Origin of the sequence: Streptosporangium amethystogenes, assembly GCF_000721075.1 — a bacterium.
Classification (GTDB): Bacteria; Actinomycetota; Actinomycetes; order Streptosporangiales; family Streptosporangiaceae; genus Streptosporangium; species Streptosporangium amethystogenes.
Window position 1 is genome coordinate 68,160 of record NZ_JOEQ01000019.1, and the last position, 21,704, is coordinate 89,863.

Below are 21,704 nucleotides of genomic sequence, written 5' to 3' on the forward strand. Positions count from 1 at the left end.
CCCGTCCCCATCCCCGAACCGGAAGGCGAGTAGATGACACTCCTCACCAGGCCCATCGAGTTGGGCACCCTGTTCGACGATCTGGCCGACCGAGGCCACGCCACGGCCGTGCACCTGAGCCGGCCGCTGGACATCGCGCCCGCGCTGGGTTCCGCCCTGAACATTCCCGGCCTGGCCGGGCTCGTCCGCGATGTCGCCGGGTGGCTCGCAGCCGCCGGGGTACGGCGCGGGGACCGGGTCGCCATCGCCAAGCGCAACCACTGGGACTACGTGCTGCTGAACTGCGCGGCGGCGCGCATCGGCGCGGTGCCCGCGTCGCTCTCCGCGAATCTGGCCCCCGATGTGCTGGAGACACTGCTGAAGCGACTGGAGCCGGCCCTCCTGGTCACCGATTCCGCGCTGCTGGCGTCGAGCCGCGAGGCCGGCACCGACCTGACCTGTTTCGCCACCAGGACCCTGCTCGTCGACGGCGCGGCCGAGGGCACCCTGTCCATCGACGATGTACGCGGCCATACCGTACCGCCCGCGTACCGCCCGCCCGCCGACGACCCGCTGGCCATCATGCACACCTCCGGCACCACCGGCGTGCCCAAACTCGTCGTCCACTCCACCCGTACGATCATGCGTCGGCTGGCCGGCTTCGAGGCGCACCGCTGGCCGGTGCTCGGTAGCCGTCCCGGCGACACCGTGGCCAGTGCGATCTCCTTCGCGCACGGCCGCGCGCTGGCCCAGGCCGCCAGCGTGCTGTGGCTGGCCCCCGCCAAACTCCTGGCGGTCTGCGCCCCCGACTGGGCCGAGGCCGGCCCGTTTCTGCACCGGCATCGGCCCACCACCCTCGAAGCGCTGCCCGCGACCTACGTGCGCTGGCAGCGCCACACCGAGGAGCAGGGCGGTCCGTTCGAGCGCGTCCGCCTCTACATCAGCACCTTCGACGCCATGCACCCGCCCACCGTGCGCGCCTTCCTCCACACCACGCGACACCGCCGCCCGGTGTGGTTGCAGGGCTGGGGCCAGAGCGAGACCGGTCCGCTGACCTTCCGGTTCCTCACCCGGCGTGCCATGGCCGCCGCGCACGACCGGCATCCCACCACCCGCGACCTCGGTCATCCGATCCCCACCCGTACCCGGCTGCGCGTCATGAACCCCGAGACGCTGCGACCGGTGCCGCGAGGCACCACCGGCCTGGTGTACTGCCGGACCAAGGCACTGTGCCTCGGATACGTCGGCGAACAGAGCCGCTGGCAGGACAAGCGGGCGGGCGCGTGGTGGAACACCGGCGACGTCGGCGCCCTCACCCGCACCGGCGGCATGCGTTTCGTGGATCGGGAGGTGGACGCCATCCCCGAGGGAAGCTGCGTCGAGCTGGAGGACGTCATCGACGACCGTATCCCCGAGGTGCTGGAGTGCGTCATCCTGAGCGTCCCCGAACGCCCCTCCCTGCCCGTCGTGGTCACCGAGAACGGCGCACTCGATCTCGGGTCGTGGCGGCGCGCCACCGCCGATCTGCCGCGGCTGGCCGACCCCGTGGTGCTGACCTGGGATGAGATACCGCGCACCGGTACCGGCAAGGTCCGCCGGATGGCTCTGCGTGACCGGCTCGGCGAGATGCGGGAGACCCACGGGACGGGCCGGTGGACGTAGTCCGGTCCGGGGTGACGGCGGGCCGGCCGCTGTCGGGGACGGCCGTGCGCGCGCTCGGCGACTCAACCGCGCTGCGGGTCGCCGTACGGCGGCTGCGCGCGCTGGGCTGTGCCGTCGAGACAGGGAACGAGCCGCCGCCGGACGGGGCCCCCGCGGGGTGGCTGGGCGTCACCCGCCTTCCGTTCACGGTGCTGGACGGTGCGCTGCCCGAGTGCCGGATCGGCTGGTCAGGGCCCGTGGCCGTGCCCATGGCCGGCGAACACGACGTGCAGGCCGCCTGCGGGATCATGCAGGTCCACGGGCGGGCCGTCGGTGGGCCACGACCGCTGCGGGTGGACTACGCCTCGGTGTGCGCCGGGGTGCTCGCGGTCCAGGCGGTCAGCGCGGGTGTGCTGGCCCTGCTGCGCGGCGGGCCGGCACTGGCGGCGGCCACTTCGGCCGCCCAGGCGGCACTGCTGGCTCTCACCCAGTACGTCGCCGCGGCCACCGCCGAGCCCGGTCTCGGCTCACCCGGTCCGGTCGGGGCAGCCGGGTACGGTGCGCCGCTCTTCCGCTCGGCGGACGGTGTGCGCTTCGAGATCGAGACGCTCGACGCCGAGGACTGGCGGCGCTTCTGGACGGAACTGGGTGTCGCCCCCGCCGCGGTCGCGACGGGCTGGCCGGCGTTCCAGCAGCGCTTCGCCACCGCGACGTGCTCGCTGCCCACCGCGCTCGGGACGGCGGTGGCCGCGCTGGACTACCGGGCCGTGCGAGTCGTGGCCGAACGCAGCGGCGTCAGCGTGCTGCCGGTGCGGGCCGCCGACGCCCCCGGCCTTCTTCCCCCCGCCCCGGTGTCGCCGTGGCGGCTGCGCGGGCAGGTGGTCACCGACCCGGCATCCGCCCTTCCGCCACTCGGCCCGCACGACCACGCCCCGCTGGCAGGGCTGCGGGTCGTGGAGGCCACCAGCAGGGTGCAGGGCCCGCTCTCGGGGCACCTGCTCGGCCTGCTCGGCGCCGAGGTCGTCCGGCTCGAACCGCCAGGAGGTGATCCCATGCGGGGAGTTCCGCCCATGGCGGGAGAGTGCTCGGCCAGGTTCCAGGCACTGAACCGGGGAAAGCGGGTGGTCGAGGCCGATCTGAAGTCCGTGCCCGGCCGTCGTGCCGTCCTGCGGCTCATCGCCGCCGCGGACGTGTTCCTGCACAACTGGCCGCCGGGCCGCGCGGTCCGGCTCGGCCTGGACCACGAGGCCCTCGCCGCCGTGCGGCCCTGTCTGGTTCACGCGCACGCGGGGGGTTGGGCGGATCTCCTGCCCGACCCCCAGCCGTTGGCCACCGACTACCTGGTGCAGGCGTACTGCGGAGTGGCGGCCCTGGTCGGTGGCCCCGGCGAGCCGCCCGCACCGTCCCTGCTGACCCTCACCGATGTGCTGGGCGGGCTCATCAGCGCGGAGGGGATAGTCGCCGCGCTGCTGGCCCGCTCCCGCACCGGCGCGGGGGTACGCGCGGAGACGGCCCTGGTCGACGCGGCCCGACTCATCCGCGACGCCGCCGTCCCGCACGGTAGGGGGGATGCCACGCGCACCGGCGCCGGGATCGGCGCCGCGTCCGCCTGCTCACCCGCCCGGTGGCCGGGGAGGACCGGCGCCGTCACCGTGGTGACCGATCTGGCCGAGATGGCCGCCGACCCCGCGTTCTCGACCGCGCTCGACATCGGCGGCGAGGCCGTCTACAGCCGCGCGCCGTGGACATTCGTCCCGGCCACCGCGCCCCTTTGGTTGGAGAACGCCCGATGAGACCCGTCAATGCGCCGCCCTGGACCTCCGCCAACGGCATCGTCCTGGCCGATCGTGTTCCCGGACGGCTGCGCGCGGAGTGGACCGCGCGTGGACTGTGCCCCGGCCGGGATCTGTACACCCTGTTCGGGGAACATGTCCGGATGGCACCCGGCCGCCCCGCGGTCATCGACGAGGCGGGCGCCCTCGACTACGCCACGCTGGACATCCGGGTCCGCCGCGCCGCCGCCGCCCTGTCCGGGGCGGGCTGGGGGGCGGCTGACATCATCGGCGTCCTGCTGCCCAACGGACGCGACGCGGTGGTGGCCGAACTCGCGGTCGCGGCGATCGGCGCGGTGGCATTGCCCATTCCCGACGCCCGGGGGCTTCGCGACGTCGTCGCCCTGCTGGCCAGATCTCGGGCCGGAGCCCTCATCACCGTCCCGGCCATGGTCGAGGCGACCCGCGACCGGCGGTGTGAGATGCCGCACCTTCGCGAACTGTGGACGTTCGGCCGGCCCGTGACGGGGGCACGCGGCCTGGACCGTCCCGGAGGGAACGAGGTCCGGCGCTGGCGTCCCACCCGTCTCGACCCGGAGGCGCCCGCACGCATCCTGGTCTCCTCGGGCTCGGAGGCCGAGCCCAAGATGGTCGCCTACTCGCACAACGCGATGGCGGGCGGGCGGGGCAACTACCTGGCGGCGCTGCGGTTCGGCCCGGAGCCGATGCGTAATCTGCTGCTGGTCTCCCTGGCGTCCTCGTTCGGGTCCTGCGGGACCTCGGTGACCCTGGCCAGGCACGGCGGCACCCTCGTGTTGCTGTCCCGCTACGACCCCGCCGCCGCGTTGCGCGCGATCGAGCGGCACCGTCCCACCCACGTGCTCGGCGTACCCACGATGCTGCGCCGCATGGCCGATCTCGACGGTCACGCCGACGCGGACCTGTCGTCCCTGCGGGCCGTGATCGCCAGCGGGGCGCCGTTGCATCAGGAGGCGTGGGACGCCTGCGTACGGCGGTTCGACCGGCCCGTCGTCAACGTGTACGGGTCCACCGACGGTGTCAACTGCCACACGGGCGGCGACCCCGGTCGGTGGCGTCCCGGGCTGGCCGGTAGCCCCGACCCCGACGTGACCGAGGTGACCGTCCGGGACCACGAAGGGCGACCGGTGGCCGCCGGGGAAACCGGGGAGATCTGGGCGCTGGGACCGATGAGCCCGCTGTGCCACGTGGCGGCACCCGAACTGGACGACCGCTATCGGGCCGCGGGCGGGTGGGTACGCACCGGCGACCTGGGCCGGTTGGAGACCGACGGCACGCTGTGGGTCGTCGGCCGGATCCGGCGCGTGGTGGTCAGGGGCGGGCTCAACATCTCTCCGCTCGAAGTGGAACGCGAGCTCGGCACCCACCCCGATGTAGCGGACGTGTGCTGCGTGCCGGTCCCAGACCCGGACCTGGGCGAGCGCCTGTGCGCGTGTGTGGCCCCGAAGAACGGCATCCCGCCGCCGTCCCCGGCCGTACTGACCGCCTACCTGCGCGACGAGCGCGGGCTGGAGCCGCGCAAACTGCCCGAACGGTTCGTGGTGCTGCCCGAACTGCCGCTCGGTCCGACCGGCAAGGTCTGCGCCGCCACCCTCGCCCGTATCGCGGCCGAGTCCGCCGTCTCCGGCTCTCTCACACCGACCGAGGAGTAGGACCCATGCATCCAACCGTCACCGCCGCCGGGACGAGCGCGTCGCGCTACGTCTTCGACAATCACGGTGAGCACGCCCTCGACCAGCACAGCTGCCTGGCCCGCGCCTACGACCCGATGACCACGGACCGCCTCGCCCAGGCCGGGGTCGCTCCGGGGTGGCGGTGTCTGGAGGTGGGGGCGGGCGGGGGCAGCGTGGCGGTGTGGCTGGCTCGGCGGGTGAGTCCCACCGGGAGCGTGGTGGCCACCGACATCAAGCCCGAGCGCATCCCCGCCGTTCCCGGCCTTGAGATCCTGCGCCACGACATCGTGCGCGACCCGCTGCCCGAAGCCGAGTTCGACCTCGTACACGCCAGGCTGGTGCTGCTGCACCTGCCGGAACGCCTCGCCGTGCTGGACCGCCTGGTACGCGCGCTGAAACCCGGCGGCATGCTCCAACTCGACGAGTTCGACATCACCTACGGCCCCGCGCTGCTGATGCCCGATCCTGCCGCGCGGCAGCTCTACGAGATGTTCATGGAGGCCAAGATCCGCCTGATGACCCGCGCGGGCGCCGATGTGGCGTGGGGGCGTCACGCCGCTGCCGCGATGTACCGTGCCGGCCTGGTCGACATCGACCCGCTGCCGCGGCTGGAGCTGTGGCACTCGGATTCCCCGGGGGTGCACCTTGTCGCCCACCACACCCGGCACCTGCGTGATCAGTTCGTCCAGGAGGGGATGACCGACCGGCAACTCGCCGATGTGCGCGTCCTGCTGGCCGACCCCGGCTTCCGGGCCAGTTCGTGCGTGATCTACTCGGTGCAGGGCCGCCGCCCGGTAGAAGCCCGATGAAGCCGCGCGTCAACGTGCACACCACGGCACCGTATGTCCATTCCGTCATGACGGTCTTCGACGCGGCAGCGTGCGAGGGCCTGGAGCCGGCCCTCGCCGAACTCGTGCGGGTGCGCGCATCACAGCTCAACGGCTGCGTGTTCTGCCTTGGCTTGCACACCCGGGCCGCCCTGGACGCGGGAGAGGACCCGCGTCGTCTGGACGCCCTGCCGGTCTGGCGTGAGAGCCCACTGTTCACCGAAGCCGAACGCGCGGCCCTGGCACTGACCGAGTCCGTGACCCTGATCGCGGAAAAGGGCGTTCCGGACGAGGTCCTCGACGCGGCCGCCGAGCAGTTCGACGACACCGAACTGGTCCATCTGCTGTGGACGATCGCTGCGATCAACGCCTGGAACCGGATAGGCGTCGCCACCGCCGCGGGTGGAGTGACGCTCCGCTGAGCCCGGCCCCAACCGGCGGCATGGCCTTTCAGCCGGTGATGTTTCCGGCCGCCACCGCACCCGGGCGAAGGCCCCGGTACGTCTCTACCAGGGTGGACTTTCGGCCGATGCCGGACGTCGACGATCAGCCGGTCGGCCGATCCGGGAGAGAGGGCGGACAGGCCAGGGTCGGAGGCATGAGTGAATTCGTGCTTTCCGGCCACCGCCTGGTCAAGCGGTTCGGGCCGGCCGTCGCTCTGGCGGGGGTGGATGTCGGGATCGGCCGTGCGGAGACTTTGGCGATCATGGGGCCGAGCGGATCGGGGAAGCCCGTTCTAGGATTGTTACACTTCTTATCAGTCTGAGAGAACCGGTCCAGTCGGCAGAATGCCGCACATGCTTTACCTAGCTTGACCGCCTCGTCCTGGTCGCTCTGTCTGCTTCGACTTACCGCGAAGCGGGAACGGCTGGGAGCGGAACATTGCGGCACCATGCACAGGTGTCCCACACTTCCCCCTCACCCCCATAGCTGCCGACACCGGGACTGCGACCGGGTTCCGTCAAGTTCGGCTTCGTGTGTACCTTGCCCGGTGACCTTCCGGCCAAGCTGGTTGCCCTGCCGGTACAGCCGTGCTTGACGGGTTCCGGGAGCCCCGGACAATTGGGCGGCGGGGTCACCCACCTGCACGCGCTACGCGCACAGATGAAACGAAGAGAGCCCCCGTCATAGCGAGGGCTCTCGGGTCTGGCGGCTAGTCAGACAGAGGCGGGTGGAGAGTCAGCAGGACGTCAGGCGTCGAACTCGCCACTCTTGACGCCGCTTAGAAACGCTGACCACTCGCCGGGGGTGAAAACCAGCGCTGGGCCGGTTGGGTTCTTGCTGTCCCTGACTCCGATGATGCCGGGCAGGTTCGACGCGACCTCGACACAGTTGCCGCCGTTGTTGCTATAGCTGCTCTTACGCCACAGGAAGAGAGACAGGTCGGTCTCCATCCCTGCGCCGTTGCCGTTCACGATCATCACGCTTCCTTTGCCGCCTGAGCGAGTAGGCTCCGGGTCTGGTCCGGATCGAGGGCCTTCGCTCGCAGGTGGTTGAACAACAGGTTATACCGATCAACCGCTGTCGGTTCCTCCAGATAAAGGCTACCTACTTGGTTCTCCAGGTAGATGACATCAGGGTCTGGCGCCTGGGGAAATCCCAGGATGACGAATCCGCCGTCCATCGCTGGGTGTGGTCCTGCGGCGAATGGAAGAACTTGCAGGGTGACGTTCGGTCGTTCCGACGTTTCTACCAAGTGGCGAAGCTGGGCCTGCATGGTCGTCTGGCCGCCGACGGGGCGACGGATGACGGCCTCGTTCATGATCGCCCATAGTTTCAGCGGATTGGAGCCGGTGATCCTCGCTTGTCTGGCTTGGCGAAAGTCGATTTTTCGGTCGATTTCTTCGGGGCTGGCTGCCATGGGTGCGGTGCTGATGTAGCCCCGGTAGTAGTCGGGCGTCTGGAGCAAGCCAGGCACGAGTTCGGTGTCGTAGCTGCGTAGCTCGGCTGCTTCGGCCTCCAAGCCGACGAAAACCTGAAACCACTCCGGGATCACATCGCCGAAGGAATGCCACCAACCGCGCTGCCGGGCCTGACGGGCGAGAATCAGCAGCTCGTCACGAGCGGCGCCATGCACGTTGTAGACGTCGAGAAGTGCGCGGAGATCGATCGCGCGGATTCCGCGACGGCCCGTCTCGATGCGACTTACCCAAGATGGATCGAGTTCCAGTCTCTCGGCGACCGCTTCGGCGGTCAGTCCGGCCTCTTTGCGGATACGGCGGAGTTCGCTGGCAAGCCGTCTGCGCCTCACTGTGGGACTGCTCCCGATGGTCAACGCGGTCACCTCTTCTCGGAAGACGGTTCGACCTGTTGAGAGTCCCGCACGAGGACAAACACAGGCAAACCGGAAACCTGCAATTGGCATCTTGCCAATTTATAGATGCTACCTGCACCATGGTAACGGCAAGGGGGCATGACTGGTCGTAGTTCGCCCAGGTCTGACGCTGGGCAGAAAGGGCGGAAGATGGCAGCGGGTATGCAACAGGAACAGCAGTTCATTCACCTGGTGCGCTTGGCATGGGAGTTACGCATGCTGGGCCTGAGCGCGATGGTCGATCTCCCGAGAGGTGAGGAACCCGCCTTACTGGTCCCAAGGGCAAGGGGGCCGTTGAAGATCAGGGCGTCGATGCATGACGCTAGCTGGTTCTTCACCTGGGGCCGGAGCCGGTCTCAGCGCGTGCAGGCGCTTGACGCTGACGCGCCTGAGTGTATCTGGAAGGTGACGCAGTGAGAGCGTCGGAGGGCTCCGGTGCGAGCGTGCTACGCCGGATAGGGTTTACAAAGTTCCCAGGCGAAGAACTCTCGGTACCGACAGCGCGGGCATGGGCGCGGAACCTGCTCGTGGGACGGATCAAGACTGTGGTACTGGACGATGTCCTGTTACTGGTGAGCGAAGTGGTCACTAACTCGGTGATTCATTCGGACTCCGGGCGCAAGACAGACGGGCTGGTGACGGTGTACGTGGCCTGCGCTCCGGGAGTGATCCACGTGGAGGTGACCGACGACGGGTCAGCCACGAGTGAACCGGCCTTGCGTATGCCTGGGGCGGACAGCGACGGCGGGCGGGGCCTGTGGCTGGTGGATCTGCTCGCAACCTCATGGGGAGTTCATCACGACGATGAAGCGGGCGGGGCGGTCTGGTTCCAACTCGCCTGCGACGTGCTCCCCTCACGACCAGATCGATCCTGGATGTGATGGCGAGTGGATACGGTGGCCTGCATGTTCAAGATGCGTCCCGCGACCGCTGACGACATCGCCCCTATCACTGACCTGATCCGGACACGTGCTGCCTGGATGCGTGAACGCGAGATCGAAGGCTGGGATGGCTGGCACGAGAACGCCGACATGCTCGCCGGACAGGCAGGCATCTCAGGCATCCCGGTGTGGGCACTGGTGCATACCACTTCCGGGATCGTGGCCGGAGTGACGAGCGTGTTTGAGAACACGCCATCACTTGGCTGGCCGGATGAAACCGAGCGTGCCGAGTCTGCGCTGTTCTTGGCCACGACCGTGACCGACCCTGCCTATGCCCACCACAAGCCGGGCAGTTTGATCGCGTGGTGGGCACTACACCAAGCGGCGATTCAGGGTCGATCTTGGGTGAGGCGGGGCACTGGCCCGTTCCCCGGCCTCGTTGCCTACTACGAGACGCAAGGCTGGCGGGTGGTGCGGACCTTCCAGCAGGATGGCGTAACCGGATACGCGCTGGCTCGTTGTGCTGAGCTGCAACCCCATCTGCCGTCCCTCGGTATGAGCCTTACCTGAACGCGGCGGCGGCCTGTTCGACCATGAGCAGGTCGAATAGCTCGGCGTCTCGTTCGACGTAGCCGCCGGTCTCGATTCGATCGAGTGTGGCGGTGAGCCCGTCTGGGGCGATGAATCCGCAGTCCAGCAGAACCCCGCCCTGGGCGAGCATCAACCGTAGCCATGGGGTCACATGGCGAGTGATGGCCGTACGCATGAGGTCGGCGAAGTTCTCCGATACCGCCGGGTAAACCACCTCGGGGGCGAATCCGGCGCGCTCCAATCGGGCGCGGGCGAGTCGCTTGCCGCGCCGCCACTGCACCGGTAGCCATTCCCCGAACCGGATCAGCGCCGGATCGGCCAAGAGATGCATTGGCCAGCAGTTCGCCCGGAGCATCATCGGCGCCCGGTAGCCGAACGCGAGAAGGGTCATTTCGTTGACCACTGACACCGGCGGCAACCCTTCATCAGCGGTTTCCAGTAGGGCAACGGTCTTGTTCGAAAGCCAGCCGTTCACGTCCCGGCCGTGGCCGATTGGCAGTCGTTCCCGTTCGCTGGAGGACAGGGCAAGCATCTCGTCACCGCCGATCCCCGACCACACCGTTGCCTGCCGTCCGGCGGCGGCAGCGTGCAGCATTGCCGTGGTGGCCTCGGTGTAGGGCTCTTCATAGGGGCTGACTGTCTGCCTGGTTGCGCGGATTCCCTTCGGGTGCATCGGCGGTAGCGCTGCGACTGTCACGTCTTGGGCGAATCGGCCGGTTATCAGTGCATCGCGGCGGTATGCCTGCTGCTTGCCAATCAGGCCAGGAAGCAGCATTCCGGCGGCGGTTAACCGGCCTGGATGCCGGGCGGTCAGAGATAGGGCGACCTGGGCCGAATCCGCGCCGCCGGATACCTCGACCAACACCGCGTCCGGATCGTAGACGCGATGCTCGATCGCCTCGCTGAGAAGCTGGTCGAATGCGGCGATCACGTCGGCGTCCGGCTGGACTTCACGTGGCGTGTAGTGAACTCCGTCATCCGGGAAGAGCAGGTGAAACCTGCTGTGCTCGATGGTGAGAGTTGCGCGCTCGGTCAGTCGGACGACGTCGTCTAGGAAAGTTGCGGGCGTGTAGCGCAGCCACAAGGCGAGCAGTCGCGCCACCTCCACCTCATTCAAACGGTCAGACGGGGTGCGGCCTCGTAGGTCGTTCAGGTCCCATGAGGCGTGAATTACGCCGGTCCCGTCCACGGTCGTATACAGCGGGACGACGACCGATGCACCGGTCTGGATGGCCACACGCCCGGACGGGGTTGTAGAAACCATGATGATCGGGCCGTCCCATGCCTCTGGGGTGATAACCGTAGGAGGGCTACCGGTGCGGCGTTCACGGATGACGATCGTTGTTCTCTCGGGTCCGGTGTAAAGGTGGTGCTCCAGTGCAGGGTGAGTGAACGGAGCCAGCCACGACCTTCCAGCGACGTAGCGGTCACCGTTCCAGCGCCATCCCTGGATGAGATCAGCGGGGTTGATACACAAGGTCAACATGACAGGGCCTTCCCATGCGAAAGGCGGGGTCTCGGCGAACATGTCCTCTTGCGGACTCCTGCCGCCGAGACCCCACCGGATCAGGTGATGATTTCGTCCTGTGTGTGGGCCGTGTCGCTGGAGCCCGCCTTCTTCTTGTAGTCGTGCCGCTCGACCAGGGATACCGCCCTGACGAGTGGCGCACCCTGGAATATGTGGTTCATCGTGTTCATCCGATTCACCTCCTTCATTCGTCCTTGGTGTGGGCCGTGTCGCTCGTACCCGCGAACTTCTTGTGTTCGTACCGCTCGGCCAGCGGAACGGCCATGCTGCGGGGCACACTGCGGAACACGTCGTTCATTGCACTCACCCGGTTTTCCTCCCTACTGGTGAGGCTCACCGGCTACCTGCTGCCAGAGCCTCCGCAGGCCGGGCAGGTCTTCAGGCCCTGATTCGTGGAGACGGTTCCGGCCCCGCCGCAGGTCCTACAGAGGCCGCCTGCCTGAATCAGCCTCGGCGGGCTCTCCTGCCGTGCCGGTCTGGTCGATGCGGGTCGGGTCTGTTCCTGCGTTCGGGGCCTCTGCTGCATCGTGGGGATCGTCACCGTTGCGCCTCCTTCGGCTGTGGTCTGCGGTGTTGAGGCGATCGTGGCGAGTGGGAATGTTGCGGCGGTATTGGTAGCTGGGTGGCCGTGGGTTGCGGGAAAGACGCAACTTCACGGGGCGCTTGTCCGCTGTTACGGTCGAGGTGTGGCCCCCCACCCGCGTGCGCAGATCGTTGATCGGCTCCGGAAGACAGCGGCCGATCGGCAGTGGTCGTCATGGCGACTGACCAGTGAAATTCAGCAGCAGGCGGACACTCCGACACTGCTCATGGCGTGGCGTCTGGCGATGGGGGTAACTCAAGAACAGGTGTGTCAGGGCTTGCAGGGCTTGGCTTCAGACGATGGACAGTCATGCGCCGTCTCTTGCCAGCAGCTCTCTCGGTGGGAACACGGCAAAGAACGTCCCGGCCCGTTCTACCGGCGGCTCCTGACCCGCTGGTATCGCACCAATGTGGACCGTCTTGGTCTCGGCGACGACCCCGTCAGCACCTACCCGGCGTACGCCGAGTCTGAGGAGGACCCTTTGAAGCGACGCACGTTCCTGGGCCTTGCAGCAGCAGCCCCAATGATCACCTTGGAGGACGTCCGCAAAGGGCTCGACAGTCACCTTGGCGTCACCATCAGCACCGCCGACGTGGATCACTGGCATGACGTCGTTATTGGTCATGCCAGCACCTACGGCCACACTTCACCGGCTGAACTACTGACCGGCCTCACTCCGGACATGGCCGCGCTCGCCGAACTATGCCGAACCCATCCTCATCAGCGGGACCTGCATGTCACCGCGGCTCGCCTTGCGGGATTGATCGGGGCGGCACATACCGACCTGGGCCACGACCGAGATGCCCGCGAATGGCTCCACACCGCTGCCCGTCTGGCTGACCTGTCAGGCGACAACGAGACTTCCGCCTGGATCGTCATGGCCCAAGCCATGACCGCGTTGTACTCACCGCAACTCGCTCATGTGATCGCAATCGCCGATCGGGCTGCCCCTGCCATCCGGGAGGCTGGACCCGGTGCGGCGCAACTGGCTGGGCTCGTCGCTCGCGCCCATGCCCAACTCGGCCGCCATACTGAAGCAAGGCAAGCCCTACGTCAGGCGCAGACGCTTGCCGACAAGCTCACCCCAGCTCAACAGCATGAGACGTTCTTTGGGTTTCCTCGCCGTGAGCTGGCCATGTACACCAGCCAAGTTCTCACCGTGACCGATTCGGCTGATGCGTGGGACGCCCAGCAAATCGCCTTGAATGGCTATCCCGATGACGATCCGATGGACCGGCCGCTCATCCTCCTAGACCGGGCACGGTTCCTCATTGCTCGTGACGAGATCGACGCCGCCGCCGACACAGCAGCCGGAGCGATTACCAGCCTTACGGCGCATCAGCGGGTTCCATTGCTCCTGACACAAGCCGCCGCCATCGGCGATCTCCTCGCCCAAGCAGACGCGCGCGTTGCCGCTAACTACATCGAACGGATCGCTGCGTGACTTGGTGATGGGTACCTGCGCTGGGTAGAGCAACCATGCGCTACGGACAGGAGCCTGTACGGGAGCGGTGGGGCCGGCGGAATGCCGAAGGCACCCGTAGGGCGACCGCAAGGGAGTTCGGCCGGCGCCAACGCGGCGGAAAGACGAATGCATCTGAGAGAACGGCACGGCCCCGCCTGGATGGTGACGCTTTCGGGGAGTAAGCATCGTTCCCGGCGGCGGCGCGTCCCCCGGTAGGCGGGCGCGTTCGGTGCGGCGGTGGGCTGGTGCGGTGGGCGGCGGGGTCTGCCCGTCCCCGGTGGGCGGGCGCGGGGCGGGACCGGCGGCCACGCCGCATGCCCGGCCTCGATGTCCGTCCGGCGGGGGCGGGCATGCCCCGCCGGGCGGCGGCGCGGAGCGCTGCCGCCTGCTTGACCTTAATAAGATTAATTCGGCAACTTGGCATGGCTTCGCGTGGACCCTTTTCGGTCGTGTTGTGACCTAGAACACACCCGAGATGCCCTATTAGTAGGGCTTTGGGATGAGTGCTGGTGAGGCTGATATCCAGTGGTGCGCGTGGTCCGTGAAGCGCTGACAGAGACGGTCAAAGCGCTTTTGGGTGTCCGTAAAGGGCGCATAAAGAGTGTTTGTCCGCTGTGGGAGGAACGCGGAATAGGGGTCGCCCGTTGGTCAATTCACAAGCGCCACCGAACAAGGGAGTGTGGAATTGGCACTACAGGGAGGACGCATCCCTGTACGGTTCGAAGATCTTTTCCCGTATGGCTGTTATGCCTCGGGTGAAGTGACAGCGGTTGCGGACTTTGAGGCGTCTACGCCCACACGACCAGTCCAGCAGCGCGACAAGGAGACGGGGCTGCCGATCTGGGCGGTCTCGGTGCTGGATGCGGACCCGTCCGCCAGGGCCGCGAACAAGTCCATGCAGATCAAGATCAGTGCGGCGGAAATGCCGGTGCTGCCTGAGCTGCCTGCGGAGTTGGCGGCTGTCGGTGTTCCGTTCGTGCCTTTGGTGCTGGACGGGCTGACGATCACACCGTGGCTCAACGGTAACAAGATCGCACTGTCCTATCGTGCGACGGCGATTCGCGCGGTCCCTATGCCTGTCAAGGCCACGAAGGGACGCGACCCCATTAACCCGTAGGCGGGTTAGGCGGGGGCTGCTGACTGTTGCTCGTCGGCGGCTCCCGCCTTATCGGCGTTCCCGATCACCTTCTGTCGCTATTTGCGACCTTTCTCGTCGTCATTCGCGGTTTTCAGAGAGGCGGTTAGTTCGTGCTGCGTAAATTGCCGGGCTCGGAAACGGTGGGCCTGGTCTCGACCACTCCGGAGACGGCGGTGGTGTTCGCGCCGACCGTGGTTCGTACTCCGGCGGTCGTGACGCTGCTCATCTTGGGGTGGCGTCTGGTGGTGGGGGTGGTGCATCTGGTGGTGCGTCATCCGGTCGCGTGCTCGCTGGTGGGGTTGGCGTCGGGGATGGTTTATGCGCTGGGCTGGCGGCTGGCGCTGATCGTCGTGGGGTCGATCGTCTGCGCGGTGAGCACGTGGGCGGGGTTGTGGCCTGCGTTGGGGATGCGGGTGCTGGGCTGGCCGTTGGTGGCGTGGTGGCGGTGGGTGTGGGTCTACCGTCGCCGGTGGCGGTCGGTGCTGGCGGTGTCGGGTCTGAGTCGGTCGATCACCGGGCGGACGTGGACGCCGGGGCTGTTGCGGGTGCGCTGCTCGTCGTGGGCTGATGCGGTGACGGTGCGGATGCTGGCGGGGCAGAGTGATGAGGACTGGGCGGATCGGGCGGCTAATCTCGCGCATGGCTTCGGCTCGACCTGGTGTCGCGTCTCGTCGCCTCGACCGGGGTGGGTGACGTTGACCTTCCCTCGGCGTGATCCGCTGGCTGAGCCGTTGCAGGCGCGGCCGATACCGCGTCGGCCGGTGGTGGGGTCGGTGGAGATCGGCGCCTGTGAGGACGGCACCCCGTACCGGCTCAAGGTGCATGGGACACATGTGCTGATCGCGGGGGCGACGGGCGCGGGTAAGGGCTCGTGGCTGTGGGGCACGGTGCGGGGGCTGCTGCCCGCGCTGGATGTGGGGCTGGCGCAGGTGTGGGGGCTGGACCCCAAACGAATGGAGTTGTCCTTCGGTAAGGCGCTGCTGAATGAGTACGCCGCGACGCCGGAGGAGTGCGCGGAGCTGCTGGAACGCGCGGTTGAGGTGATGCAGGAGCGGGCGGACCGCTACGCCGGGGTACAGCGCTCCCACCTGCCCACGCTCGATGACCCGTTCATCCTCGTCTTGGTCGATGAGGTGGCGTTCCTGACGGCGTATCAGCCGGACAGGGGTCTTAAGGCGCGGATCATGGCGGCGCTGGCGACGCTGACCACACAGGGTCGCGCGGTGGGCATCGGGGTGATGGCGGCACTCCAGGACCCGCGCAAGGAAGTGATGAACATCCGCAACCTGTTCCCCGACAAGATCGCGCTTCGGCTGGATGAGGCCGAACAGGTGGACATGGTTCTGGGGGATGGGGCTCGGGAGCGGGGCGCGCTGGCCGACCAGATCGCCCGTGATCCGGCAGACCCCTCGGTCGGTGCGGGGACGGCGTTCGTGCGGCTGGAGACCTCGCCGGAACCGTTGCGGGTGCGGGCGGCATACGTCAGCGATGACGACATCAAGCAAATGATCATGCGGTATTCGGACGTACGGGAGGCATGGCTGTGAGAGGGCTGAGCGGTTATCTGGCTGAGCTGGGGTGCGCGGTGTGCGGGGCGGTGGGTCAGATCTTCGTGGACATCGTGCGGGGGGTGGCCGAATGCCGTGGCTGCGGTCAGCAGGCGGTCCTTTACCCGATGGAGTACGAGCACGCGGAGGACGGGGCGGAGATGGCGGGTGAGTACGACGAGTACGAGGGGTGGGCCGTTTGACGGAGGTCTCTCAGCCGGGGGCGGTATCGCGGGCGCTGCGGATGGCCCAAACCCTCGCGACAGAGGTGGTCGAACAGGTCGCGATCGAGAACGGGGTGTGCCTGCACAGCATCCCTATGCGGGTGACGGACACGCACAGCAGCTCGGCGGAGATCGTGAACCTGCCGTGCGGCTCGACGCAGGAAAGCAAGTGCCCGCCGTGTGCGCGGCGGGCGAAAGCGTTGCGGGCGGTGCAGTGCCGGGAGGGCTGGCACATGGAAGCCGAACCGGTCCGGGCTCCTGCGGAAGCGACGGAGGAACAGCGTCGCCTGGTGATGGTGCGGGCGCAGTGGGAGGCGTGGCGGGCTGAGGCGGCGGAGCTGGGCGAGAGCACCGACGCTATCGGCCTGGCGATAGCTGATCTGGATGCGGAGATCGAGCGGTCCGGGCTCGGGGGTGACGTGCTGGGGCGGGCCGTGCCGGTCAAGCGGACACGATCGACTCGGCGTCGTCAGGACGCGCCGGACCTGCCTCGTCGGCAGCGAAGCTCCTCGACGGTGGGGCGGACTTACGCGGCGCCGGACGGGCGGGCCTACAGGCCGTCGATGTTCGTCACGCTGACGCTGCCCTCTTACGGCAGGGTGCGCAACGGCGTTCCGATCGATCCGGGCACCTACGACTACCGGCGGGCGGCACGGGATGCGATCCACTTTTCCAAGCTGGTGGATCGGTTCGTGCAGAACCTGCGGCGGGTGGCGGGGTTCGACGTGCAGTACTTCGCCTCCGTGGAGCCGCAACGGCGGTTGGCGGTACATCTGCATATGGCGGTGCGGGGCACGGTGAGCCGGGCGGATCTGCGGGCGGTGGTGGCTGCCACGTATCACCAAGTGTGGTGGCCGCCGTGTGATGAGGTGCGCTATCCGGCGGGGTGCCTGCCGGTCTGGGTGGCGGGCGACGGCGAAGACGGTGAGGGCGGGTACGTGGACCCGTCCACGGGTGAGGTGCTGCCGTCGTGGGATGAGGCGCTGGCCCGGCTGGATGCCGATGATGAGGCGACTCCGCTGCACGTGGCGCGTTTCGGCGACCAGATGGACATGCAAGGGGTGTTGGCGGGGACGCCGGATGCTGACCAGCGCATCCGCTACTTGGCCAAGTACCTGACCAAGAGTCTCGGCGGGGGCATCGGGGCGGAGGATCACGCGCGGGCGGCGCACGCGGCGCGGCTGGTCGAAGCGCTGAGGTATGAGCCGTGTTCTGCGGCGTGTGCGAACTGGTTGCGGTTCGGTGTGCAGCCGAAGGGGGCTAAGGCGGGCATGGTGCCGGGCCGGTGCCGGGGCAAGGCGCACAAGCCCGAACACCTGGGGTACGGCGGGCGGCGGGTGCTGGTCTCGCGTAAGTGGTCGAACAAGTCGCTGGGTGAGCATCGACAGGATCGGCGGGCCTGGGTGCTGGAAGTGCTGGGCCTGGCCGGTGAGGACGGCGGGGTGCGGGAGGTGGGCCGCTACATCTGGCGTCCGGTCCCGGTGGGGGATGTCTCCTTGCCGACACGACGGGTGCGGTTGCTGCGGGAGGTGGCTCGGGCGCAGGCGTGGCGGGCGCATCTGGCGGAGTTGCAGGCGCGGGCAAGAGAGGTCGATCTGCCTCCTGAGCTGGGGGAAGACCAAATGATCATGGCGTCGGCCGGCTGCGGGTCGGCGAAGATCGTTTAGCGGTGAGGGTCGCCGGGCGGAGAGGGCGTGCGAAGCGCCTTTGATGACGGAGGAACGGGAAATGTGAATGTCCCGATAGGGGGGCGAAAAGTCGGGGCCGGAACGGTAAATGTGGCAATGGGTTATGAGTCAGGGAGGAAGGTAGCGAATGGTCTGGCTGCACATCGTGGAGAGAGAAACGCAAATCACCTGGTTCCACTGGGGCCTGTTCATCATCTGCGGGCTGATCATGCTCGTCAGTTCGGTTCGTCGGGCGTGGGAGTGGTGGGGTGATAGGGAGTGGCGAAAGAAGCAAGGGCTGTCGGACTCGGACGCGCGTGAGCTGATGGAAGAGCAGCAGGCACGACGGGTGTGGCGGGAGCGTCGGCGCACGCACTACGAATAAGCGGGCGGACATCGAAAGGAAATGGGGCTGATCACGATGGGTGAGGTTTTTGCGGTTGAGGTGCTGCTGATCCCGCTGGGTGTGGTGTTTGTGGTCATGCTGGTGGGCTGGTGGATGACGCGGCGGATTCGAAACCGGCGGATTGATCGGCGGCGTCCGGCGGCGCAGGGGGTGGCGCATGAGCGGGCGTCGTTGTCGGGTGTGCCGTGGCCGGTGCGCCCCTATGTGATCAGCACGATCACGGCCAGCACGATCACGAAGGAATTCGAAGAGGAGAGCGCCGTCCAAGAGTGGTTGGTCTCGTGGCCGCAGTTAGAGGAATGGGGGCAACAAGCCTCGAAGAGGCCGGGGGTGGCGGCTATGGCGGTGTATGAGGACCGGGGGGCGCGGATCAGTACGGCGTGGACGTGGGAGGACGGACGGCTGGCGGGCAAGACCGTGTATCCCTGGTCGTGGCAGTCAGCGCTGAGGGCTCATGGATCTAGTGACAGTAACGGCAAAGACAGCCACTGAGGGAAGGGACATTCTTATGCACCATGCTGCGGGTGTCGGTGTCACCGATACGCATCTTCTGCTGGCTTTTGCTGTATTGGCCATCTTCATACCCGCCTACCTGTGGTATCAGAGCAGGAAAGACGACAAGTGGCGTGCGGAGAGCGCGGAGCGGTACGACGCTCTTAAGCCTCGTTTTGCCGATCAGTCCGCAGATCGCTACGTCGTCGGGGCTTTGGGCGGCGAGTCGCATGTGATCGAGACGTTTGATGCGGATGCTGTGGATCTGGCCATTAAGGAGTCACTGCACAACGGTGGCAAGGAGGTCTATCTCTCGGGCAAGGACGGTAGGACACGGGTGTACCTGCGTGGTTATCTGAGCCGGACTTTCCGCTGATGACGGTGTTCGTGGTCATCGCGCTGCTGGTGGGGGCGGCGGTGGTCTTCAGTTGGGTTCAGGAGAGTGGTTCGGACCGTGCGGAGCTGACCGGGGCGTACAGCGATGTCTCGGCTGGTGGTAGGCCGCCGGAGTCGATCGGCCCGGACAAGGTGACGGTGTATCAGGTCGGGACGCGCCTGGATGACGGGACGGACGGGGTCATGTGGACGCTGAGCGCGACGTGGGTGCAGGTGGCGCATTGGGCCACGGTGGAGTCAGAGCGGCCGGGAGTGGCTGAGGCGTGGGTGGGGCGCACGGCTCGGGGCGTGAGGCGTACCTGGCATTGGGTGGATGGTCTGCCCACGAGGCGTAGCAGCGCGCCGGTGGTGGAGGGGGGTGAGGAGGGGCGTTGAGGTCGGCGTGCTGGTCGAAGGTGCGGCAAGCGTGGGTGGTAGATGCGCCGGATAGATCAGCTCGTCCGAGAGGGGCGCGCTGAGGCAGGCGTGCGAAGCACCGATAACGCCTGGGTGGGCGGGTGGGGTACGGAGAGGAGGGGCGGAGCAACTCGGCAGCTACGGATAGTAGTCGCAGGGGACGTAGGGATCAACGGAGTGTTACGCGGCGGCGGACGGTCTATCAGTTGACCGACGAAGATCGGGAATGGGTGCGGCGGACGGTGGCCGGACTGGGGCCGCTGGCCGATGATGACCGGGATTACCTGGCGCTGGTCTTCAAGAACCACCGCTGATGCGTCATGTAGGGCAGGCTAGGCGGCTGGTCTTCTGAAACAGTAGTGAGCCCCGGACCTATACGAGGGTCCGGGGCTCACTGCTGTCTTAAGTGGTCTGCGCGTCACGGTGACGCTTGGTGATAGTGACCCGCTCACGGACCGGTGCACGCCTTCCCCGTCCGAGAGGCTGGATGGTCACGACCAGCATGCGGCGGCAGATTTCCCGCTGCTCGCCAAGGGTGAGGGCATCCCATGCGGCGTCGATGTCCTCTGCACCGATCAGCTTCGCGGCGGGGTGGACATCCTCAAGCGCCTGGTCAAGCTTGGCCTTCGTCGCTTCCATCTTCTTGCGGCGCTTAGCGGTCATGTCGATCATCTGTGCCCGGCTGATCAAGTCGGCTTCGCGGTCCGCGCTGATCTCCCGTAGCCGTGCCTCGTGCGTCGCCATTTCCGCGCGGAGAGCGGGGATGTCGGCTTCTGCGGTGGTGGGGTGGCCGATGATGTCGGCAGGGTCGGAAATGCGAATCAGCTCTTTGATCGTTGCGGTGACCAGTGCGTCAAGCTCCGCACGCTGACACACAACGTGCCCTTTCCCGAACCCTGGACAGCGATATGCCTCCTCCACATCGATCCGGATGACTTCGCCGGTCTTTGGGTCTTTGCGCTTCCACTTCTTGTTCTGCGTGGTCACCGTTCCCCCACACGGACACCGGTAGATGCATGATCCGAGCGATTGGGGCGTGTTTCCTAGGGTGGTGTAGCGGTCGGGGTCGGTCCACAGGTTCACCAGCCTCCAATAGTCGTCGGGATCGACGATCGGATCACCGGGCAGGGTGCCGACCACATCATCCGGCGTGTAATGCCGGGGCATGGCGGCAATCTCCTCCTCCCCCTCCTCGTCTCCCTCTTCCTGGGGAAGGTCAACGGGAACCCCTGCTCGATGCACGCTAAGCCCTGCGATACAAGGGCGTAGCAGCATCGGGCGTACCAGCTGCGATGTCCACGGCTTCTCGGTGGTCGTAAGCAGACCTGCCGCGTTCATGTCGCGTGCGATCTCCTTGACGGACACACCCGTAAGCGCGATGGCGTGGTAACGGGCGATGGCGTCGGCTTCCTGCGGGCGGTGCGTGGTCCCGTCGGGCTCGAACCCGTAGCGTCGCCTGCCTCCTCCGAAACGTCCCTCTTGGGCCTGCTGCTTGCGGGTGCGGGAGACTCGGCGCACGGTGTCACGTGATGCCTGGTTGGCGATGGCGCAGTGAATCCGGGCAGAGGTGATGTCACTGTCATTGGCCAAGCGCAGGCTGCCCGTGAACGAATCGGCGATGATGCGCGGGCGCGACCCCTCCACCACGTCGATCAGGTCTTCCAAGTCCCTCGGGTCACGGACCGTGCGGTCAAGGTGGTAGGTCGTGAACCGGCGGAACCTGCCCTCGCTGAGCAGCTTGAGAGCACGCCGGAACTTCGGGCGTACGGTACGGAGCTGGGTCTCTCCGTTGGGCAGCTCGATCTTGCGGCGCTTGAACGCTGAGGTGTCGTTCTCGACAAGGATCATGCCGACCCTCGCGCCGCGACGGGCGGTCAGATTGCAGGTGTCCTCGATCTGGCGGGCTACACCGTTGACCTCCTCTTCCTCGGCGTCGGAGATCCGAACCAGGATCAAGGTGTTACCTACTGAGGGGTCGTCGGCGGTCCACACATCGCCTGCGGTGTTCCATTGTCCGGCGATGCCGTTGATCGACATGGCGGCGCCGTTGAGCATCGCTTCCTTGATCACCGTGATGCGCGCGTGCTGCTCGATCACGGCTTTACTGGGGGCCTTGGTCTTGGATGCCATCACTGCCGTCCCTTT

22 protein-coding genes are annotated in these 21,704 nt (G+C 67.2%); 16 read left to right on the plus strand and 6 right to left on the minus strand.

The features are described from left to right. Positions 1–33: 33 nt before the first annotated feature. The 5 genes from IG98_RS0125605 to IG98_RS0125625 are packed head-to-tail and all read left to right on the plus strand — an operon-like array spanning position 34 to position 6,353. Positions 34–1,641 carry a class I adenylate-forming enzyme family protein gene (locus IG98_RS0125605; protein ID WP_030917184.1) on the plus strand — a complete coding sequence of 536 codons (1,608 nt, stop codon included), beginning with the start codon at positions 34–36 and terminating at the stop codon, positions 1,639–1,641. Further along, positions 1,632–3,413 carry a CoA transferase gene (locus tag IG98_RS0125610; RefSeq protein ID WP_084195639.1) on the plus strand — a complete coding sequence of 594 codons (1,782 nt, stop codon included), beginning with the start codon at positions 1,632–1,634 and terminating at the stop codon, positions 3,411–3,413. Before IG98_RS0125605 ends, IG98_RS0125610 begins: the two co-directional genes overlap by 10 nt. Continuing rightward, entirely contained in the window at positions 3,410–5,083 is a 1,674-nt protein-coding gene (locus IG98_RS0125615; RefSeq protein ID WP_030917188.1) for a class I adenylate-forming enzyme family protein, read from the plus strand. The genes IG98_RS0125610 and IG98_RS0125615 overlap by 4 nt, the downstream gene beginning before the upstream one ends. Positions 5,084–5,088: 5 nt before the next feature. Next, positions 5,089–5,913, plus strand: coding sequence for a class I SAM-dependent methyltransferase (locus tag IG98_RS0125620; protein WP_030917190.1), 825 nt, complete (start codon positions 5,089–5,091; stop codon positions 5,911–5,913). Beyond that, a complete protein-coding gene (locus IG98_RS0125625) occupies positions 5,910–6,353 on the plus strand; it encodes a carboxymuconolactone decarboxylase family protein (RefSeq protein WP_030917193.1) in 444 nt (147 codons plus the stop codon). Before IG98_RS0125620 ends, IG98_RS0125625 begins: the two co-directional genes overlap by 4 nt. A gap of 768 nt (positions 6,354–7,121) precedes the next feature. On the opposite strand, the gene IG98_RS0125635 is transcribed toward IG98_RS0125625, so the two are convergent. Together IG98_RS0125635 and IG98_RS0125640 are read right to left on the minus strand one after the other, a co-directional pair. Beyond that, positions 7,122–7,352: a DUF397 domain-containing protein gene (locus IG98_RS0125635; protein WP_211264096.1), complete on the minus strand. Its 231-nt coding sequence runs from the start codon at positions 7,350–7,352 to the stop codon at positions 7,122–7,124. After that, on the minus strand, positions 7,352–8,206 hold the full coding sequence (locus tag IG98_RS0125640) for a helix-turn-helix domain-containing protein (RefSeq protein ID WP_030917202.1): 855 nt from the start codon (positions 8,204–8,206) through the stop codon (positions 7,352–7,354). Before IG98_RS0125640 ends, IG98_RS0125635 begins: the two co-directional genes overlap by 1 nt. A 482-nt stretch (positions 8,207–8,688) precedes the next feature. Here IG98_RS0125640 and IG98_RS0125650 point away from each other — a divergent pair, with 482 nt between their 5' ends. Both IG98_RS0125650 and IG98_RS0125655 read left to right on the plus strand, forming a co-directional pair. After that, positions 8,689–9,126: an ATP-binding protein gene (locus tag IG98_RS0125650; protein ID WP_281178525.1), complete on the plus strand. Its 438-nt coding sequence runs from the start codon at positions 8,689–8,691 to the stop codon at positions 9,124–9,126. A 24-nt stretch (positions 9,127–9,150) separates the two neighbouring features. Beyond that, complete coding sequence (locus IG98_RS0125655; RefSeq protein WP_030917212.1) at positions 9,151–9,696, plus strand: hypothetical protein; 546 nt, start codon at positions 9,151–9,153, stop codon at positions 9,694–9,696. On the opposite strand, the gene IG98_RS0125660 is transcribed toward IG98_RS0125655, so the two are convergent. From IG98_RS0125660 to IG98_RS54355, 3 genes are read right to left on the minus strand one after another with little or no spacing between them, the layout of a single operon-like run. Then, on the minus strand, positions 9,689–11,245 hold the full coding sequence (locus tag IG98_RS0125660; RefSeq protein WP_157594509.1) for an asparagine synthase-related protein: 1,557 nt from the start codon (positions 11,243–11,245) through the stop codon (positions 9,689–9,691). The two genes, IG98_RS0125655 and IG98_RS0125660, sit on opposite strands and share 8 nt — an antisense overlap. Positions 11,246–11,283: 38 nt before the next feature. Then, on the minus strand, positions 11,284–11,415 hold the full coding sequence (locus IG98_RS54350; RefSeq protein ID WP_281178523.1) for a hypothetical protein: 132 nt from the start codon (positions 11,413–11,415) through the stop codon (positions 11,284–11,286). A gap of 14 nt (positions 11,416–11,429) precedes the next feature. Next, positions 11,430–11,552, minus strand: a complete 123-nt coding sequence (locus IG98_RS54355) for a hypothetical protein (protein WP_281178524.1) — start codon at positions 11,550–11,552, stop codon at positions 11,430–11,432. A 379-nt stretch (positions 11,553–11,931) separates the two neighbouring features. Here IG98_RS54355 and IG98_RS0125675 point away from each other — a divergent pair, with 379 nt between their 5' ends. From IG98_RS0125675 to IG98_RS0125715, 9 genes are all read left to right on the plus strand, one after another. After that, positions 11,932–13,272, plus strand: coding sequence for an NsdA family TPR-like regulatory protein (locus IG98_RS0125675; protein ID WP_157594510.1), 1,341 nt, complete (start codon positions 11,932–11,934; stop codon positions 13,270–13,272). A gap of 700 nt (positions 13,273–13,972) precedes the next feature. Continuing rightward, positions 13,973–14,410 carry a plasmid replication, integration and excision activator gene (locus IG98_RS0125680; protein ID WP_211264097.1) on the plus strand — a complete coding sequence of 146 codons (438 nt, stop codon included), beginning with the start codon at positions 13,973–13,975 and terminating at the stop codon, positions 14,408–14,410. A gap of 131 nt (positions 14,411–14,541) precedes the next feature. Further along, a complete protein-coding gene (locus IG98_RS0125685; RefSeq protein ID WP_030917220.1) occupies positions 14,542–15,978 on the plus strand; it encodes an FtsK/SpoIIIE domain-containing protein in 1,437 nt (478 codons plus the stop codon). After that, a complete protein-coding gene (locus IG98_RS0125690) occupies positions 15,969–16,181 on the plus strand; it encodes a hypothetical protein (RefSeq protein WP_157594511.1) in 213 nt (70 codons plus the stop codon). The genes IG98_RS0125685 and IG98_RS0125690 overlap by 10 nt, the downstream gene beginning before the upstream one ends. Positions 16,182–16,222: 41 nt before the next feature. Beyond that, the gene (locus tag IG98_RS0125695; protein WP_245651711.1) at positions 16,223–17,869 is read left to right on the plus strand and encodes a replication initiator; all 1,647 of its coding nucleotides are present in this window, start codon (positions 16,223–16,225) and stop codon (positions 17,867–17,869) included. 148 nt (positions 17,870–18,017) lie between these two features. Next, positions 18,018–18,254 (plus strand): hypothetical protein, encoded by a 237-nt coding sequence (locus IG98_RS0125700; protein ID WP_030917228.1) that lies wholly within the window; start codon positions 18,018–18,020, stop codon positions 18,252–18,254. Between the two features lie 21 nt (positions 18,255–18,275). Continuing rightward, positions 18,276–18,767 carry a hypothetical protein gene (locus tag IG98_RS0125705; protein WP_030917231.1) on the plus strand — a complete coding sequence of 164 codons (492 nt, stop codon included), beginning with the start codon at positions 18,276–18,278 and terminating at the stop codon, positions 18,765–18,767. 16 nt (positions 18,768–18,783) lie between these two features. Further along, positions 18,784–19,143: a hypothetical protein gene (locus tag IG98_RS0125710; RefSeq protein WP_030917234.1), complete on the plus strand. Its 360-nt coding sequence runs from the start codon at positions 18,784–18,786 to the stop codon at positions 19,141–19,143. Further along, positions 19,143–19,538, plus strand: a complete 396-nt coding sequence (locus IG98_RS0125715; RefSeq protein WP_030917237.1) for a hypothetical protein — start codon at positions 19,143–19,145, stop codon at positions 19,536–19,538. The genes IG98_RS0125710 and IG98_RS0125715 overlap by 1 nt, the downstream gene beginning before the upstream one ends. A gap of 423 nt (positions 19,539–19,961) precedes the next feature. On the opposite strand, the gene IG98_RS47290 is transcribed toward IG98_RS0125715, so the two are convergent. Next, positions 19,962–21,689 carry a recombinase family protein gene (locus IG98_RS47290; RefSeq protein WP_084195642.1) on the minus strand — a complete coding sequence of 576 codons (1,728 nt, stop codon included), beginning with the start codon at positions 21,687–21,689 and terminating at the stop codon, positions 19,962–19,964. Positions 21,690–21,704: the final 15 nt, after the last annotated feature.

Excerpts from the sequence above, each read along its gene's own strand:
- IG98_RS0125695 (WP_245651711.1), top strand. The coding sequence starts at position 16,223 with ATGGCCCAAACCCTCGCGACAGAGGTGGTCGAACAGGTCGCGATCGAG.
- IG98_RS0125715 (WP_030917237.1), top strand. The coding sequence starts at position 19,143 with ATGACGGTGTTCGTGGTCATCGCGCTGCTGGTGGGGGCGGCGGTGGTC.
- IG98_RS0125605 (WP_030917184.1), top strand. The coding sequence starts at position 34 with ATGACACTCCTCACCAGGCCCATCGAGTTGGGCACCCTGTTCGACGAT.
- IG98_RS0125635 (WP_211264096.1), bottom strand. The coding sequence starts at position 7,352 with ATGATCGTGAACGGCAACGGCGCAGGGATGGAGACCGACCTGTCTCTC.
- IG98_RS0125700 (WP_030917228.1), top strand. The coding sequence starts at position 18,018 with ATGGTCTGGCTGCACATCGTGGAGAGAGAAACGCAAATCACCTGGTTC.
- IG98_RS0125690 (WP_157594511.1), top strand. The coding sequence starts at position 15,969 with ATGGCTGTGAGAGGGCTGAGCGGTTATCTGGCTGAGCTGGGGTGCGCG.
- IG98_RS0125615 (WP_030917188.1), top strand. The coding sequence starts at position 3,410 with ATGAGACCCGTCAATGCGCCGCCCTGGACCTCCGCCAACGGCATCGTC.
- IG98_RS0125710 (WP_030917234.1), top strand. The coding sequence starts at position 18,784 with ATGCACCATGCTGCGGGTGTCGGTGTCACCGATACGCATCTTCTGCTG.
- IG98_RS0125660 (WP_157594509.1), bottom strand. The coding sequence starts at position 11,245 with ATGTTCGCCGAGACCCCGCCTTTCGCATGGGAAGGCCCTGTCATGTTG.
- IG98_RS47290 (WP_084195642.1), bottom strand. The coding sequence starts at position 21,689 with ATGGCATCCAAGACCAAGGCCCCCAGTAAAGCCGTGATCGAGCAGCAC.
- IG98_RS0125620 (WP_030917190.1), top strand. The coding sequence starts at position 5,089 with ATGCATCCAACCGTCACCGCCGCCGGGACGAGCGCGTCGCGCTACGTC.
- IG98_RS0125705 (WP_030917231.1), top strand. The coding sequence starts at position 18,276 with ATGGGGCTGATCACGATGGGTGAGGTTTTTGCGGTTGAGGTGCTGCTG.
- IG98_RS0125625 (WP_030917193.1), top strand. The coding sequence starts at position 5,910 with ATGAAGCCGCGCGTCAACGTGCACACCACGGCACCGTATGTCCATTCC.
- IG98_RS0125655 (WP_030917212.1), top strand. The coding sequence starts at position 9,151 with ATGTTCAAGATGCGTCCCGCGACCGCTGACGACATCGCCCCTATCACT.
- IG98_RS54350 (WP_281178523.1), bottom strand. The coding sequence starts at position 11,415 with ATGAACACGATGAACCACATATTCCAGGGTGCGCCACTCGTCAGGGCG.